The following is a 14,801-nucleotide window of genomic DNA, read 5'->3' on the forward strand; positions in this document are numbered from 1 at the left end:
TTGGGGTATCCGTACTCCCAGGAGTTTGTGCCGGCCGTTACTTGCGGCCGATGAACCAATCCTGCAGTTTCCTGAGCCTGGCTTGGAGTTGTTCCTCGTTGGCTTGGGCCACAGCGGGCCCCCCACAGACTTCGCGCAACTTGGTGTGGACAACGCCGTGCGGAGTACCCGTGCGCGCTGCCCAGGCGGCGACGTTCTTGGCCAGTTCATTGCGCAGGTCCATCAGCATCCGGTGATCCGGTACGGCCGGGGATGTTGAGGCGGCCAACGGCGATTGGCGCTTCTTCCGCGATTGCTGGTCGTGCTGGCGCTGACGCAGCAGCGTCCCTACTTGCTCGGCATCCAGGAGTCCGGGGATCCCCAGGAAGTCCAGCTCGTCGTCGGACCCAATATCCGCACCGGTGCCGAACTCACCGCCGTCAAAGAGGACGCGGTCGAAGGATGCCTGCGAGTCCAGTGCTTCAAACTTGCCCTTGGTGAGCTCGTCCGATGCTTTGTCCTCGCGGTTGGCCTCTGCCATGAGGTTCTCTTCGGGACTGAAGAGTCCGTCGTCGTCCTTCTCGGGACGGTCCAGGGCGTGGTCCCTTTCGGCCTCCATGGTGTTGGCCAGAATCATCAAAGGGGGAACCGAGGGGAGGAACACCGACGCTGTCTCCCCCCGCTTGCGGGCACGCACGAAACGGCCCACCGCCTGGGCAAAAAACAGCGGGGTGGAGGTGGAGGTGGCATAGACGCCGACAGAAAGGCGCGGAACGTCAACGCCTTCGGACACCATGCGGACAGCCACCATCCACCGCTTGTCCCCCTCGGAAAACTCCTCGATCTTGCTGGAAGCCTTGGAATCATCCGAGAGAATCACGGTGGGTGACTGCCCTGTGATCTTCTTGAGCTGGCCGGCATATGCGCGGGCGTCGTCGTGGTCCGTTGCAATGACCAAACCACCGGCGTCGGGAACCGTTCTCCGGACCTCGCCCAGCCGCTTGTCCGCGGCTGCCAGCACGGACGGTATCCACTCACCCGTGGGGTTCAAGGCCGTACGCCATGCCTGCGAAGTGATGTCCTTGGTCACAGCTGCTTCACCGAGCGAGGCCGCCATTTCATCGCCCGCACTGGTCCGCCACCGCATCTGGCCCGAATAGGCCATGAACAGGACGGGGCGCACCACGTGGTCCCGCAGGGCATTGCCGTAGCCGTAGGTGTAATCGGCCTTGGAACGGCGGATGCCATCCCGGTCTTCGGCGTACTCCACGAACGGAATCGGGGAGGTATCCGAACGGAACGGCGTCCCTGTCAGCGACAAGCGTCGCGTGGCGGGATCGAAGGCTTCGCGGAGCCCGTCACCCCAGGACAATGCTTCGCCGCCGTGGTGGATCTCATCCAGAATGACCAATGTACGTGCAGCTTCGGTCTTGGCCCGGTGCAGCATAGGCTTGCTGGCCACCTGCGCGTAGGTGACCGCTACGCCCACAAAACCCCGGCCATGCTGACCGTCGGAATTCTTGAAGTTGGGGTCGATTGCAACCCCGACCTTGGCCGCGGCATCAGCCCACTGGCGCTTCAGGTGGTCAGTGGGCGCCACAATGGTGACCCTGTTGACGACCCCACTGTCCAGCAAGGTGGTGGCAATGCGGAGCGCGAAGGTGGTCTTACCGGCTCCGGGCGTCGCCACCGCAAGGAAGTCCTTGGGCTGGCGGGACATGTAGAGATCCAGTGCCTCCTGCTGCCAGGCACGGAGCTTTGGCGCGGTGCCCCAGGCCGCACGTTCCGGATACGCCGGAGGCAGGGAGGGTCCACCGAAAAGTGTTTCTGTCATGCTTGCTCCCCCAGGGTAAAAGCTGCGGCGCGGACGCACCACTGTGCCGGCGCGCTGGAGCGGGCCGGCACAGTACGGTGGTGGAAAGGGACCTGTGTGTTGTTGCCAACCACTACTTGGAGTTGCCCGGCCCGTTGCTTCCGCCGTCATTGCCGGGGCGGAGGCCTTCGTAAATTTCCTTGCATTCCGGGCACACCGGGAACTTCTGGGGATCGCGGCCCGGAGTCCACACCTTTCCGCACAGGGCAATCACGGGTTCACCGGTCAGGGCCGATTCCATGATCTTTTCCTTGCGGACATAGTGCGAAAACCGCTCACGGTCGCCGGGTTCCACGTCCTGGCGCGTTTCCTCACGCTCAATGGTGGCGGTGGACGTTCCGGCTCCGGAAAGCTCGCGCATGGGGTCGTTTTCGAATGGATCCGGAGGAAGCGTAGTCATGCCAAACATTCTACCGGTTACAGCCCCTGCCACTCCGGCTTGTTGTCGTAGGTGTGCCGGTAGTAGTCAGCCAACTTCAGCGACGACGCCGCAGCCTCGTCAACCAAAATTGTTGCGTGCGGGTGCATTTGCAGGATGGATGCTGCACAGATCGCGGCCACCGGACCCTCCACAAAGTCCCGGACGGCCTGGGCCTTCTGGGCCCCGGTAGCCACCAGCACCACATGGCGGGCATCCATGATGGTTCCCAGGCCCTGCGTCACCACATGGTGGGGAACATCATCAATGCTGTCGAAGAACCGGGCGTTGTCCTTGCGGGTCTGCTCAATCAGGGTCTTGATGCGCGTCCTTGAGGCCAGCGAGGACCCGGGCTCGTTGAAGCCGATATGCCCGTCGGTTCCGACTCCCAGGATCTGCAGGTCCACTCCCCCGGCAGCCTTAATGGCGTCCTCATATGCCTGGCAGGCGGCCTCGAGGTCTGCGGCGGCGCCATCCGGGCCGTGGACGTTTTCCGGCTTGATGTTGATGCGGTTGGTGAACTCACGGCGGATGACTTCGCGGTATGACTCCGGATGTCCGGCAGCAAGCCCCACATACTCATCCAGCGCAAATCCATGGGCTTCGCTGAAGTCCAGGCCACCGGCGTCATACCGGCTGGCGAGCTCATCGTAGATGGGCAAGGGAGAAGATCCGGTGGCAAGCCCCAGCACTGCGTTCGGCTTGCGGCGCACCAGCGCCTCGATGGCGTCGGCAGCGAGCTCGCCGATCTGCTTGGTGCCAGGGAGAATGACAACTTCCATCGTCACGGCCTTTCAATGAGGTTCGCAGGGTGAACAGTTAGAGGATATCCCATGTCCCACATCGACAGGCATATCCGGCGGTCATCGGTTGACACTGAGTTGCGTGAACATCTCCGGACCCCGGGCATCCAACCACTTCCCGCCCAAACGGACACCGACAATGAAGAGGATAATGCCAAGGACGGGACCCACCACAAGGTTGATCCATCCGGACTCCTGCCCGCCGCTGAAAATCTGCACGCCAACCAAGGCGAGCTCGGGCACCAGCAACAGGGCCAGCAGCCCCATTCCCACAAACTGTACGGCCAGCGTCTGTGCCACATTTCCTGGTGGCTTCTTGAAAGGGCTGTCACCCGGCAGGGGTACGGCAATGTTGTAGCGGGCCGAAACCACTGAGGACAACCCGAGCCCGGTAAAGAGTGTGCCCAGGGACAGTCCCAGCAGGTTGGGCAACCACTGCCAGTCACCGGTGATGAAGAGTGGGCCAACGGTAAACACCAGCACCACGGGCAGGGAAATGGCCAGGCAGGCAATCGCGCGGCCCAGCCGGTCATCAATACCCCTGACGCCGGCAGCCAGGTGAAGGGCAAATGCCGTGTTGTCGTAGGAGACATCCGCCGAAATGGACCAGGCCATGACGAAGGCCGTCAGCGGGCCAAGGATCATGAGGAGCCCATAGTTCCCGCTCTGCGAGCCACTGAAGAAGAACAACACGGGGAACAGCGGCACAATGACCAAGGATGCCGCGTACCGCGGATCCTTGAGCCAGTAGACCAACGCGCGCGCCGCCACGGCACCCGCAGGATTACCGGGAAGGAGGCCGAACAAGCCGAGCTTGCCACCCTTGCGCGACGTACTGCCCGAATATGGCGGAGTCACCAGTGCCCGCTGCAGCAGGATGTGCCAGCACCACAGAAGTGCCGCAATGGTTGCCAGGGAGATCAGCAACTTCAGCCCGGCCGCGAGGACCTCCCCCGCCGCCAGATCACCACCCAAGGACCAGGCAGCTCCGATCGGCGTCCAGGCGATGGTCCGGGCCAGCACCGGAAGGTAATCTGCACTGCCACGCACGCCGCTGACCACACCTCCCATGATGGGGCCCAAAAGCACCAGCGGGATGAACAGGACAATGCTGCTGACGTCCTTGAAACGACGCGACGACGCCAGCCCGGCAGTCGCCGTCGTCACCACCTTCGAAAGTACTATGCAGGTGATGACGCCGAGGACGGCTCCCAGCAGCGCACCCACCACAGACGGGGCGCTGCGCCACCAGGTCCCCACCGTTCCCAAGGCCGCGATCAACGTGGCCATGCCGGGGATTCCGATGAAACCGGCCAACGCCAGGCCGGTCAGGAGTTGCCGTGGCGGAATGGCGAAGGTCGTAAAACGCGAGGGGTCCAGGGTCATGTCGGCTGCGGAAGCTACCAGCGGGATAATGGCCCATCCAAGGATTGCCACAGCACCGCCCAGGACCACCACCGTGTGGGCAATTTCTGGATCAGCCCATCGAAGGGCAATCAGGCCGCCAACCAGGAGGGTCAGAACACCCAGGGCGTACAGCAGGCCCAAAATCATGCCCACCAACTGCCATGGGCTGCGCTTGAAGCCGTTAAGGAGCAGGCGCCACTTCAGGCTTAGAAGGTGCGCAACCATTCCAGTCCCTCCGTCCGGTGCCCGCCGCCAACCAATTGCACAAAGCGCTCTTCCAGGCTGGCGCCGTTCCGGACTTCGTCCACGGATCCGGCGGCCAGAACACGGCCACCGGCCACCACGGCTACGTGGCTGCACATGCGCTGCACCAGATCCATCACGTGGCTGGACACAATGACAGTGCCGCCCGAGGCTACGTAGCTCTCCAGGATGCCCCTGATGTTCGCCGCCGATACGGGATCCACTGATTCGAAAGGCTCGTCAAGGACCAACAGGCGCGGAGCATGGATCAACGCGGAGGCAAGGGCAATCTTCTTGGTCATGCCGGCTGAGTAGTCCACAACCAAGGTTCCGGCGTCGCCCTGGAGGTCCAAGGCAGCCAGCAGCTCGGCCACCCGCGATCCGACGACGTCGCGGTCCATGCCACGGAGCAGGCCGGAGTAGGTCACCAGTTGTTCACCGGTCAGGCGATCAAACAGCCGCACACCATCCGGGAGCACGCCCATAAGCTTCTTGGCTTCCAACGGACGGGACCATACATCCACGCCGTGCACCAAGGCGGTACCGAAGTCCGGGCGGAGGAGACCCGTAGCCATGGACAGGGTGGTGGTCTTGCCGGCGCCGTTGGGCCCTACCATCCCGTAAAAGGATCCTGCGGGTACCTCAAGGCTGACTCCATCGACAGCGATCTTTTGACCAAAGCGCTTGGCAAGGCCCTGGATGGAAAGGGCAGATGGAGCCTGGCTTCCAGGGGAAGGATTCAGTGGCGGCTCGGACATGGGCATGGGTTCATGGCGTGGTTCCGTCATGTGACCAGCCTAACCTTGTGGGCGTGAACCCCGCGGTAGGCCTAAAAGCCGTGGCGGGGAACGGCCCGCTGGTACTGCGGAACCCACGGAAGCGGATAGCCGAGCTCGTGCGCTGCCCTTAGCCACCAGTGCGGATCACGCAACGCCGCGCGTGCCAGGAACACCGCGTCAGCACGCCCATTCGCCACCACGTCTTCGGCCTGCGCAGCATGGGTGAGCAGTCCAACGGCGCCAGTGGGGACCCCGGCGTCGCGCTTGACCTGTTCGGCGAAACCTGTCTGGTAACCCGGAGCAGCAACGATCTCCTGGTGCGCCACGGCCCCGCCGCTGGACACATCCACCAGATCCACTCCGCGAAGTGCTGCGGCCCGGGCCAGGCGAACGGAAGCCTCCACGTCCACTCCCCCGTCAGCCCAATCGGTGGCTGATATCCGCAGCAACAACGGCATGGAGTCCGGGATGACGGCGCGGACGGCGTCGACTACGGCGAGCATCAGCCTGTTGCGCCCGTCCTCGTCATCTCCCCAGGAATCAGTCCGGGTATTGATGAGGGGGCTCTGGAATTGATGCAGCAGGTAGCCGTGGGCGCCGTGGATTTCCACGGTGTCAAAACCGACGTCAACAGCCCTGGCTGCCGCTGCAGCGAAGTCCTCGATGACAGCCTCGATGTCCTGCTCCGTCATGGCGGTGGGGGCGGCATAGCCATCGAAGGCCGACTCGGAGGGACCTGCGGTGACCCATCCGCCGTCGGACGCAGGAACCGAACCCGAGCTAGAGGCGAAGGGCCAATAAGTGGACGCTTTACGCCCTGCGTGCGCCAGCTGGGCGCCGATTTTGCAGTCCACCGCGCCGTGGCGGTGGACGAAATCCACGATCCGTTCCCAGCCGGCCGCCTGCTGGTCGGAATACAGGCCCGCGTCCAGGAGACTGATCCTGCCCACAGCATTGACAGCTGCCGCCTCGGTGAGGATCAACGCCGCACCTCCGGCTGCGAAGGATCCCAAATGCATCAGGTGCCAGTCGTTAGGGACACCCTCCCCCGTATCCTCAGTGCAGCTGTACTGGCACATGGGCGAAACCCACCCGCGGTGGGGAACGGTAAGGGAGCGCAGCTGCAGCGGGGTGAAGAGGGCGGATGGCACTAGAAGAGAACCTTCGCCAGTCCCTGACGGGCTTTCGCGACCCTTTCGTCGTGGGTTCCCACTACCTCGAACAGCTCCAGGAGCCTTACACGGGCGGTCTCGCGCTCAGGGCCGAAGTTCCGGCCGATGAACGCGATGATCCGATGGAACGCGTCGTCAATGTGGCCACCTGAGACGTCCAGATCGGCAACTCCCAACTGGGCGTCGATGTTGTCCGGCTGGTTCGCTGCAAGGTCGCGGAGTGCCTCGGCATCCGGAGCAGAGAGCCTCGCCAGCCGGGCCATCAGCGCCACCTGCGCAAGGCCGGCCTTGGCGTCAGCATCAGCGGGCTGGTCCAGCAAAGCCTGTTTGTAGGCGTCGGCGGCGGCGGTGTAGTCCCCGGCCTCAATGGCTTCGAGGGCTGCCTGGTGGAGCGGTGGCAGGGGTTCAGGCTCCTGCGGATCGCCAGGTGCCTGGTCGCCGATGCTTCCGGTGACTCCGTTCGCGGCGGCAACCTTGAGGAGTTCTTCCACCAGGTCCCGGATCTGTCCGTCATCTGCAGGACCCTGGAACAACGGGACGGGCTGGCCCTTGATGACCGCAACTGCCGTGGGGACAGCCTGCACCTGGAAAGCCTGTGCCAGCTGGGGAAAAGAGTCGACGTCGGCCGCGGCCAACACCAGCCTGCCACCGTACTCCTCAACAACGCGCTCCGCTGCGGCAAGAACCTCCGGGGACTCCGCAGCGTAGCGGGACCAGAGGAGGAAGAGCACCGGGATCTGGGCGGACAACTGCACCAGATCCTGGAAGTTCCCCTCGGTGGCTTCGACCCTTAGGGGCGCCTTGCCGGTGGTATCGCCACCGGCAGCGGGAGCGGCATCCGGACTACCGGACGAACCGGCTGGGGGTGCCGGCGGTGCGGCAGGCCGGCGCAGTGACGAGAGGTCAACAGCACCACGCAAGTTGAGCTGGCTGGCAGCGGCTGGAGATGGTCGGTATCCGGGCGAACTCATACCGTCCACTCTAACCGCTGCCGCACAACCCGATGTTCCTGCTGGAGGTGCTCCAGCAGGATGTGTTCCTACTTGAAGCTGGCGCCTACCAGGCCACGGGTGGCCCCTACGAGCTTCATGGGATCCGACGAACCTGCCGGCGGAATGTAGACAGCCACGGATTCAGCGAAGTTCAGCACCATGCCGGTGGTGGTTTCCTTGCCTCCGGCAAACACAGCTGAATCGTCTTCGAGGATGAGCTTGTCACCGGCAGCCTTGGGAGTGCCGTCAAAAGCGAAGTCCAGGCGTCCCACCACCAAGGCCCCGCCATCAGCGGTCCTCAGCACCACGGTCTGGTTGGTGACCGGTGTGTGGGTGAACTTGAAGTTGGCGCTGGTCCCGTTTTTCACGGTGTCTGCCTGATAGGCAAGCGCTCCGGCAATGTACGGAGAAGACTGGCCATCGGCCAATTTGCTCCGATTGGGTGAATCCGGGGTGGTCAACATCTCCGCGAGGATTCCCAGTGCCTCGTTGCCGCTGTAGGCAAGGCCGGTCTTGTCGCCAGCAGGCACCGGCTCAGTTCCCTTGCGGGGAACGGGGAAGGACGGGAAGTTGGTTCCCGGCTGCAGAGGCGCGCTGGCCCACAGCTTGTAGTTCTCACGCGGCGACAACTGAACCAACGTCAGGATCTGGGGAACCACGTTTCCGTCGCCCTGGGTGAGCGCATAGACAGTCCTGGGCCAGTCCCGCTTGGTGCTGATGACGCTGCTTTGCAGTTTGGTGGCCCGTACCGGCATCCGTGCCTCGTAGGCCGAAACAGCGGTACGGATCTTGTAGTTGGCCGTGCGGACCTGGAGTTCCATCTTGTCCACGCGGGGCGTGAGCTTTGCAGCGTCCTTGGCGGCATCGGCCGCATCAACCGTGGTGGCGACCTGTTCCAGGATGCGCTGCAGTTGCGATTCCAACATGACCGGGGTGCCGCCGTCTTCCGCGGCCGCAGAGGAACTGGCGCTGGGCTGCGGTGTAGTGGTGGCCTGGGCGGCAACAGCAGTCCCGCCCACCATGACGGCGGCCACAGCCGCAGCAACGGCGGTTACGCGCAGCGCCGGTCCGTCGGAACCGGACGGACGACGGCGGGGCTCGCCTTCTGTGGGTTCCTGCACGGGGAGCGCGCTGGTCGCTTCACCCTTCGAGGAATCATCGCCGTCATGACGACGGTTGCCCAGCGCCTTGGCGATGAACGGCAAGACAGCGCCCACCAGAATGATGATGATGCCCAGAACGATCAACGGAACAGCCCACGGGGTGGTGGCATTGTTGGGGAAGGTCATGGAGATGGCCGACGGTGCAGGCTTGGTGCCGTCCGCGGCTACCAGCAAGGACCATTCGCCATCCGCCGGCGGGTTCCAGGTGTAGTCCAGTTCGCCGTTGGCTTCCTCGGTGCTGACCCAGAGATCCGATCCAGCAGGGGAAGGTGCAGTTGCTTCGCCGTCGGCCGAGGACACTTCCAGGGACTTCTGATCAGCCGTAACGCCGGTCAGGGTGTTGTGGGCGGTCTTGCCGACCCAGGCTTCGACGTCGTCAGGACGTCCGGTGGAGACGGTGTAATTGCCCTCGCCCTGGATTTTGATCTTCACCGGCCCGTCATGGACGGCAATCAGCTTTTGATCAATCACAGTCAGGGGGGCAGCTTTGGTATCACCGGGCACCGAAGCCGTTACGGTCTCGGAGGGAGCCCAAAAAGTCAGCTGGCCAATGCCGGCCAGCATGGTCAGCAGGCCCAGCAGCACCAGCAAGGCTGCAGTCTTCAAACGCACAGGATCACCTATCATCAGCGGTCGTTGAACTTCAAGGGTAACCGTTTTGTTATCAGAGAGTCAGATCCGCCGGGTGTGCGCAATGTCCCAAAAAGCGCGCGGTGGTGCCGGATCAGCGTCATTCCGCGCTCCTGATAGTGTGGCGATGATCATGGTCCCCGGGGTGCCCGGAACCCCGATCGGCCCTGAACCACCAATAAGAAGGCAGTTAAACCGCGTGAAAGAACCCTTGGACCCCAGCCACTCCAACGAGCCCGGGTCACGTGCGGCAGACAGATCTTCGGATGGCACAACGGCCGCGGTTCCGGTCCGCACAGGATGGTTGGCCTCCCTCGGGAGACGATTGCGCCAACCCATCCCCGGGGCACGTGACAGGGTCCGGTTTGAGATGCCGCCGGAGGATCAGTCCTCCAACGACTCCGAAGACCTCCGCCACGAGGACGACCACGGATTTGGTGCTCCCGGTCCCCGCATGTCCTCCCAGCACCCCTTGTATGTGGGTTTCATGGGTACGGCCGGAGTCGGCGTGGCCTTGGCTGTGTTCTATATAGCCAGCAACACCACGCAGCTCATCCTGTGGATTGTGGCAGCCCTTTTCATCGCACTGGGTTTGGATCCGGTGGTTCGTTGGCTGGAATCGCGCAAGGTTCCACGGCCTGCGGGAATCCTGCTGTCCGTCTCCGTCCTGGTACTCGCTGTGGCCGGCTTTTTTGCCACCCTGATCCCCACGATTGTGGAGCAGGTGACGGAAATCGTGCGGCAGGCGCCGGACTGGATCCGCGAATTCCTCAACTCCGACTTTTTCCGCAACGTTGACAGCCAATTCGGCATCCGCGACCGTATCACCACGGAACTGGACAAGTTCGTCAAGGATCCCGAGGCCATGGGAGGCATCTTCGGAGGCGTGGTTGGCTTCGGTTCAACCGTGGCCAACGGCCTCTTTGGCTCCCTGATTGTCCTGGTACTGAGCCTGTACTTCCTGGCAGCCCTTCCGTCCATGAAAAAGTGGGCCTACCGGCTTGCACCGCGCTCGCGCCGGCCCCGCGTGGAGGCTCTGTCCGAGGCCATTACTGACTCGGTGGGCAATTACGTGATCGGGCAGGCCTGCGTTGCCCTGTTGAATGCCATCTTCGCTTTTATTGTGATGACCATTCTTGGCGTGCCATTCAGCGTTCTTTTGGCCTTCGTCGTTCTGCTTCTTGCGTTCATCCCCTTGGTGGGTGGCGTGATCGCGGCTGTGGTGGTCATTCTGGTATCGCTGACGGCGGGATGGCAGACCGCTGTTGTCTACGCCATCGCCTACTTCGCCTACCTGCAGTTCGAGGCCTACTTCATCTCCCCGCGCATTATGCAAAGGGCCGTTGCCGTTCCCGGTGCCGTCGCTGTGATTTCAGTGATCGCCGGCGGCAGCCTGCTGGGTGTCCTGGGAGCACTGATCGCCATTCCCACCGCAGCGGCCATCATGTTGCTGATCAAGGAAGTGTTCATCGTTCGCCAGGACCGCCACTAAGGGCCGGCAGCGGCACCAAGACCTGCACCGGCACTTTCGCGGGACCGGCAGCCAGTGCCCTTCAGGCGTTGGCTACCGGACCTGCCCACTCGCGTGGCAGGCCGGCGTGTCCGGCACCTGCCGGAGTGACGTCGTCGACGATTTCATCCAGGACACGCGCGGCGTACTTTTCGCCGACCCACAGGTGCTTTGCGCCGTCCACGCCCACCAGCCTGGCCTGCGGAACAATACTGAACCGTTCCGCGGCTGCGGCGGGTTGCAGGTAGTCGTCGTGCTCCGGAACCAGCACCGCCAGCGGTTTCCCTGATGCCGCCCACTCCTTGAGGTGAACGTCCGTTGCCCGGTGCAGCGGCGGCGAAAGCAGGACCGCCCCCTCAATCGCTCCTGCCACGGGCTCCACAGCTCCGTACATCAGCGCGAGCTCGGTGCCGAAGGACCATCCCACCAGCCAGCGGTTGGGAAGCCCTCGTTCGACGGCGAACCGAACGGCAGCCTCGACGTCGAAACGTTCGCCAATGCCCTCCTCGAACTGACCGTCGCTGGTACCGCGTGGGGACGACGTGCCTCGTGTATTGAAGCGGAGCACCGCGACGCCGGCCAGCGCCGGAAGCCTGTACGAGGCCTTGCGGTAAACATGGGAATCCATGAAGCCGCCATGCGTGGGCAGTGGATGGAGGGTAATCAGGGTTGCTGTGATCGCTCCGGACTCCGGGAGGGCCAACTCCCCCACCAGCACCTTGCCGTCTTCCGTGGTGATTTCCACGTTCTCCCGCCGCGCGGGCAGGACCGTTGAGGCCCTGATCTCCGACGGCGCATCCTGGGGGGCGAACACGAACGAGGCGGGGTCGAAAGTCATGCTTCCAAGACTAGCGAATCAGCGGTAACGGTACGTCCGGCCGGTCCAGCAGTTGGTGTGCCAGTGCCGGCGCTCAGCCAAACCAGCAGCCTGCCCGAACAAGTGGCTGTCCGACCACACCACCAGATGCGCGATTCCAGGGACAATCGCAGTGGAACAACCCGGGCAGATGTACTGCTTTTCAGCTTTCCTGGCCGTCATGGTCCGCACCATCCAGTCACCGTCCGGTGCACTCTCGCGCCGCGCGATTCCACTGCGGGCACGTTCCAAGTCCAACTCCGGCACCGGTTCTGCCCACTTGCCGCCTCCCTGCCCCGGGCGGGCAGAGGACGCGTTGCGGCGGGGACGGTTGGAACGGGGCATGGTTCCATTCTGCCCCAGCCGCGGCATGGCAGACGGTATTGTGGAGCGGGTGCGACTCGTCATAGCCCGTTGTTCTGTTGATTACGTTGGCCGCCTCAAGGCCCACCTCCCCCTGGCTACCCGCCTCCTGCTGGTCAAAGCCGATGGCTCGGTCCTGGTGCATTCCGATGGCGGTTCCTATAAACCGCTGAACTGGATGAGCCCACCAGCCACGCTGCGCGTCACCTCACCCGAGGAGACCGACGTGGAAGAGGGCGTGATCGAGCAGTGGACTGTGCAGTCCGCCAAAACCGACGACCGGCTCATCATCAACATCTACGAGCACCTGCACGACACCTCGCATGAGCTGGGCACGGATCCGGGACTCATCAAGGACGGCGTCGAAGCGGATCTGCAGCGGCTCCTCGCTGAGCAGATCGAGACCCTCGGCGCCGGGTATTCGCTGATCCGCCGGGAATACTTCACGGCCATCGGCCCCGTGGACATCCTTGCGCGGGATGCCAAGGGAGCCACGGTGGCGATCGAACTGAAACGCCGCGGCGACATCGACGGCGTCGAGCAGCTGACCCGGTACTTGGAACTCCTCAACCGGGACCCCCTGCTGGCCCCCGTGCGCGGTATCTTCGCAGCCCAGCAAATCAAGCCGCAGGCCAAGGTCCTGGCCAACGATCGCGGCATCGACTGCGTGACCCTGGACTATGACGCCATGCGCGGCGTGGATGACAGCGAGTCCCGCCTCTTCTGAGCGCAACCTGCGATCCCTGTGCTGCCGGACACTAGACTCGTGTTTATGACTGCCGCAGATCGTTATTCAGGACCCTCAGCGCCAAGCCACCAAATCATCAAGGGAACGCTGGTCAGCGATGGCCAGGTGGTGGAAGATGGCCTGCTGGCCCTGGAAGGCGACCGGATCGCTTATGCAGGTCCGGCACAGGGTTTTGATACCGATGCCCATGAAGGATTCGGTGGCGCCGTGCGCTTGGGGGTCCCGAGCGGCAGTTTCCTTCTGCCGGGACTCGTTGACGTCCACTGCCACGGCGGCAATGGCGGGGACTTCCCCGGAGGAGACGAAGATTCGGCGCGCAAGGCGGCCGATTTCCTGCACCGCTCCGGCACCACGACATTCTTGGCCAGCATGGTCACCGCGCCCCGGGAAGATCTTCTCCGCGGCATCAAAACGTTCGTGAAGCTTGTCGATGAAGGCCTGGTGGCCGGAATCCACCTTGAGGGCCCCTTCCTCTCCCATGCGAGGTGCGGTGCGCAGAATCCCGCGTATCTGTTGGAGCCGGACCTGGACCTCATGGCGGAGCTGGTCGGGGCCGCCGACGGCAAGTTGACCACCATGACCTACGCTCCTGAGCTGCCGGGTGCCGGTGCGCTGGTTGACCTGATGACATCGCACGGAGTGACGCCTTCGCTGGGACATACAGACTGCGACGACGCGACGGCGGCAATGTCGCTCGCGGCAGCCCGCGACGGTCTGGAGCTTGCAGGGTTCGACGGCGTCAGCTCGCTTCCCACCGTGACGCACCTTTTCAATGGGATGCCGCCGCTCCATCACCGTGCTCCAGGACCCGTGGCGGCCTGCCTGCGAATGGCCCAGGAAGGAAAAGCCGTGGTGGAACTCATCGCAGACGGAACCCACCTGGATCCCAGCACCGTAGCCACCGTTTTCCAGCTGGTAGGTGCTGCCAACATCCTTCTGGTCACGGACTCCATGGCCGCCGCCGGCTTGTCCGATGGCAGCTACATGCTCGGGCCTTCTCCTGTCACTGTCCGGGACGGGGTGGCCACACTGGATGCCACCGGCTCCATTGCGGGTGGTACCGCCACCTTGCTTGACGTGGTTCGCAAAACCGTCGACGCCGGCGTATCCCTGACCGATGCCGTCCATTCCGCAACAGCAGTTCCCGCGGCCGTCCTGGGACTGTCCGACGAAATCGGTGGATTGCGGCGCGGGCTGAGGGCAGATGTCATCGTCACCGATCAGGACCTCGAGCTCACCGGCGTACTCCGCAATGGCCAATGGCTTCACGGGTAAAGTCCCCCGGGAATTCATCCGGGATGGCGTTACCTTCTTTTTACCGAAAATTTTCTTCGATTACCCAAGAGACCGTTGACCAGCGGCGGGGCTCATGAAAGTGTTGTAGCAGTCTTTGTGTAGGTGGTTTTCATGCTCGCAAGACGTGTTGCGAGCGTGAAGCTCCTGCGAAACCAAGCGGCCCCGGCCAGAATGGAATCCAAGGTCTTCTCGCGGAGTAACAAAGCCGATACGAGGTGTATCGGATTGCTTTTCCATTATGAGGAGAAATACATGGCACAGGGAACCGTCAAGTGGTTCAACGCTGAAAAGGGCTTCGGCTTCATTACCCCGGATGACTCGGATGGCGACGTCTTCGTTCACTACTCCGAAATCCAGACCGGCGGCTTCAAGACCCTCGACGAGAACCAGCGCGTTCAGTTCGAAATCGGTCAGGGCGCCAAGGGTCCCCAGGCAACCGGCGTCACCGTCGTCTAGCCTCAGCACCTGCCTTCGCCCGATCCCTGATGGGGCGCAGCGGAAACCCCGGTCCTTTGGGCCGGGGTTTCTGCTGTTAAGGAAGCGGGCGGGAAATGCCCCGCCGGCAACAC

14 protein-coding genes are annotated in these 14,801 nt (G+C 63.3%); 4 read left to right on the plus strand and 10 right to left on the minus strand.

What is annotated here, in order from left to right; genetic code table 11:
* Positions 1–37: 37 nt before the first annotated feature.
* The 8 genes from JOE60_RS11295 to JOE60_RS11330 form a co-directional block, all read right to left on the minus strand.
* The gene (locus JOE60_RS11295) at positions 38–1,813 is read right to left on the minus strand and encodes a DEAD/DEAH box helicase (RefSeq protein WP_167262949.1); all 1,776 of its coding nucleotides are present in this window, start codon (positions 1,811–1,813) and stop codon (positions 38–40) included.
* 112 nt (positions 1,814–1,925) lie between these two features.
* On the minus strand, positions 1,926–2,261 hold the full coding sequence (locus JOE60_RS11300; protein WP_167262951.1) for a DUF3039 domain-containing protein: 336 nt from the start codon (positions 2,259–2,261) through the stop codon (positions 1,926–1,928).
* A gap of 8 nt (positions 2,262–2,269) precedes the next feature.
* The gene (nagB, locus tag JOE60_RS11305; RefSeq protein ID WP_167262953.1) at positions 2,270–3,052 is read right to left on the minus strand and encodes a glucosamine-6-phosphate deaminase; all 783 of its coding nucleotides are present in this window, start codon (positions 3,050–3,052) and stop codon (positions 2,270–2,272) included.
* Between the two features lie 81 nt (positions 3,053–3,133).
* Positions 3,134–4,705 (minus strand): transporter, encoded by a 1,572-nt coding sequence (locus tag JOE60_RS11310; RefSeq protein ID WP_167262955.1) that lies wholly within the window; start codon positions 4,703–4,705, stop codon positions 3,134–3,136.
* Positions 4,687–5,511: an ABC transporter ATP-binding protein gene (locus JOE60_RS11315; RefSeq protein WP_167262957.1), complete on the minus strand. Its 825-nt coding sequence runs from the start codon at positions 5,509–5,511 to the stop codon at positions 4,687–4,689. Before JOE60_RS11315 ends, JOE60_RS11310 begins: the two co-directional genes overlap by 19 nt.
* 41 nt (positions 5,512–5,552) lie before the next feature.
* Complete coding sequence (locus tag JOE60_RS11320) at positions 5,553–6,653, minus strand: oxidoreductase (RefSeq protein ID WP_167262959.1); 1,101 nt, start codon at positions 6,651–6,653, stop codon at positions 5,553–5,555.
* Positions 6,653–7,645, minus strand: a complete 993-nt coding sequence (locus JOE60_RS11325) for a tetratricopeptide repeat protein (protein ID WP_167262961.1) — start codon at positions 7,643–7,645, stop codon at positions 6,653–6,655. The genes JOE60_RS11320 and JOE60_RS11325 overlap by 1 nt, the downstream gene beginning before the upstream one ends.
* A 68-nt stretch (positions 7,646–7,713) precedes the next feature.
* Positions 7,714–9,456 (minus strand): DUF8094 domain-containing protein, encoded by a 1,743-nt coding sequence (locus JOE60_RS11330; protein ID WP_167262964.1) that lies wholly within the window; start codon positions 9,454–9,456, stop codon positions 7,714–7,716.
* 202 nt (positions 9,457–9,658) lie between these two features.
* Here JOE60_RS11330 and JOE60_RS11335 point away from each other — a divergent pair, with 202 nt between their 5' ends.
* Positions 9,659–10,951, plus strand: a complete 1,293-nt coding sequence (locus JOE60_RS11335; RefSeq protein ID WP_167262966.1) for an AI-2E family transporter — start codon at positions 9,659–9,661, stop codon at positions 10,949–10,951.
* A 61-nt stretch (positions 10,952–11,012) separates the two neighbouring features.
* Here the strand turns inward: JOE60_RS11335 and JOE60_RS11340 are convergent, their stop codons facing one another.
* Together JOE60_RS11340 and JOE60_RS11345 are read right to left on the minus strand one after the other, a co-directional pair.
* Positions 11,013–11,807, minus strand: coding sequence for an alpha/beta hydrolase (locus tag JOE60_RS11340; protein ID WP_167262968.1), 795 nt, complete (start codon positions 11,805–11,807; stop codon positions 11,013–11,015).
* An 18-nt stretch (positions 11,808–11,825) separates the two neighbouring features.
* Entirely contained in the window at positions 11,826–12,170 is a 345-nt protein-coding gene (locus JOE60_RS11345) for an ATP/GTP-binding protein (protein ID WP_167262970.1), read from the minus strand.
* A 49-nt stretch (positions 12,171–12,219) separates the two neighbouring features.
* Here JOE60_RS11345 and nucS point away from each other — a divergent pair, with 49 nt between their 5' ends.
* From nucS to JOE60_RS11360, 3 genes are all read left to right on the plus strand, one after another.
* On the plus strand, positions 12,220–12,915 hold the full coding sequence (gene nucS / locus JOE60_RS11350; protein WP_167264148.1) for an endonuclease NucS: 696 nt from the start codon (positions 12,220–12,222) through the stop codon (positions 12,913–12,915).
* 45 nt (positions 12,916–12,960) lie between these two features.
* The gene (locus JOE60_RS11355; protein ID WP_167262972.1) at positions 12,961–14,211 is read left to right on the plus strand and encodes an N-acetylglucosamine-6-phosphate deacetylase; all 1,251 of its coding nucleotides are present in this window, start codon (positions 12,961–12,963) and stop codon (positions 14,209–14,211) included.
* 273 nt (positions 14,212–14,484) lie between these two features.
* Positions 14,485–14,688 (plus strand): cold-shock protein, encoded by a 204-nt coding sequence (locus tag JOE60_RS11360; protein ID WP_003804766.1) that lies wholly within the window; start codon positions 14,485–14,487, stop codon positions 14,686–14,688.
* Positions 14,689–14,801: the final 113 nt, after the last annotated feature.

It is taken from the genome of Paenarthrobacter ilicis, from assembly GCF_016907545.1.
Classification (GTDB): domain Bacteria; phylum Actinomycetota; class Actinomycetes; order Actinomycetales; family Micrococcaceae; genus Arthrobacter; species Arthrobacter ilicis.

Bases quoted from the DNA above. Each gene is read 5' to 3' on its own strand.
- JOE60_RS11295 (WP_167262949.1), bottom strand. From the start codon at position 1,813: ATGACAGAAACACTTTTCGGTGGACCCTCCCTGCCTCCGGCGTATCCG.
- JOE60_RS11300 (WP_167262951.1), bottom strand. From the start codon at position 2,261: ATGTTTGGCATGACTACGCTTCCTCCGGATCCATTCGAAAACGACCCC.
- nagB (WP_167262953.1), bottom strand. From the start codon at position 3,052: ATGGAAGTTGTCATTCTCCCTGGCACCAAGCAGATCGGCGAGCTCGCT.
- JOE60_RS11310 (WP_167262955.1), bottom strand. From the start codon at position 4,705: ATGGTTGCGCACCTTCTAAGCCTGAAGTGGCGCCTGCTCCTTAACGGC.
- JOE60_RS11315 (WP_167262957.1), bottom strand. From the start codon at position 5,511: ATGACGGAACCACGCCATGAACCCATGCCCATGTCCGAGCCGCCACTG.
- JOE60_RS11325 (WP_167262961.1), bottom strand. From the start codon at position 7,645: ATGAGTTCGCCCGGATACCGACCATCTCCAGCCGCTGCCAGCCAGCTC.
- JOE60_RS11330 (WP_167262964.1), bottom strand. From the start codon at position 9,456: ATGATAGGTGATCCTGTGCGTTTGAAGACTGCAGCCTTGCTGGTGCTG.
- JOE60_RS11340 (WP_167262968.1), bottom strand. From the start codon at position 11,807: ATGACTTTCGACCCCGCCTCGTTCGTGTTCGCCCCCCAGGATGCGCCG.
- JOE60_RS11345 (WP_167262970.1), bottom strand. From the start codon at position 12,170: ATGCCCCGTTCCAACCGTCCCCGCCGCAACGCGTCCTCTGCCCGCCCG.
- JOE60_RS11355 (WP_167262972.1), top strand. From the start codon at position 12,961: ATGACTGCCGCAGATCGTTATTCAGGACCCTCAGCGCCAAGCCACCAA.
- JOE60_RS11360 (WP_003804766.1), top strand. From the start codon at position 14,485: ATGGCACAGGGAACCGTCAAGTGGTTCAACGCTGAAAAGGGCTTCGGC.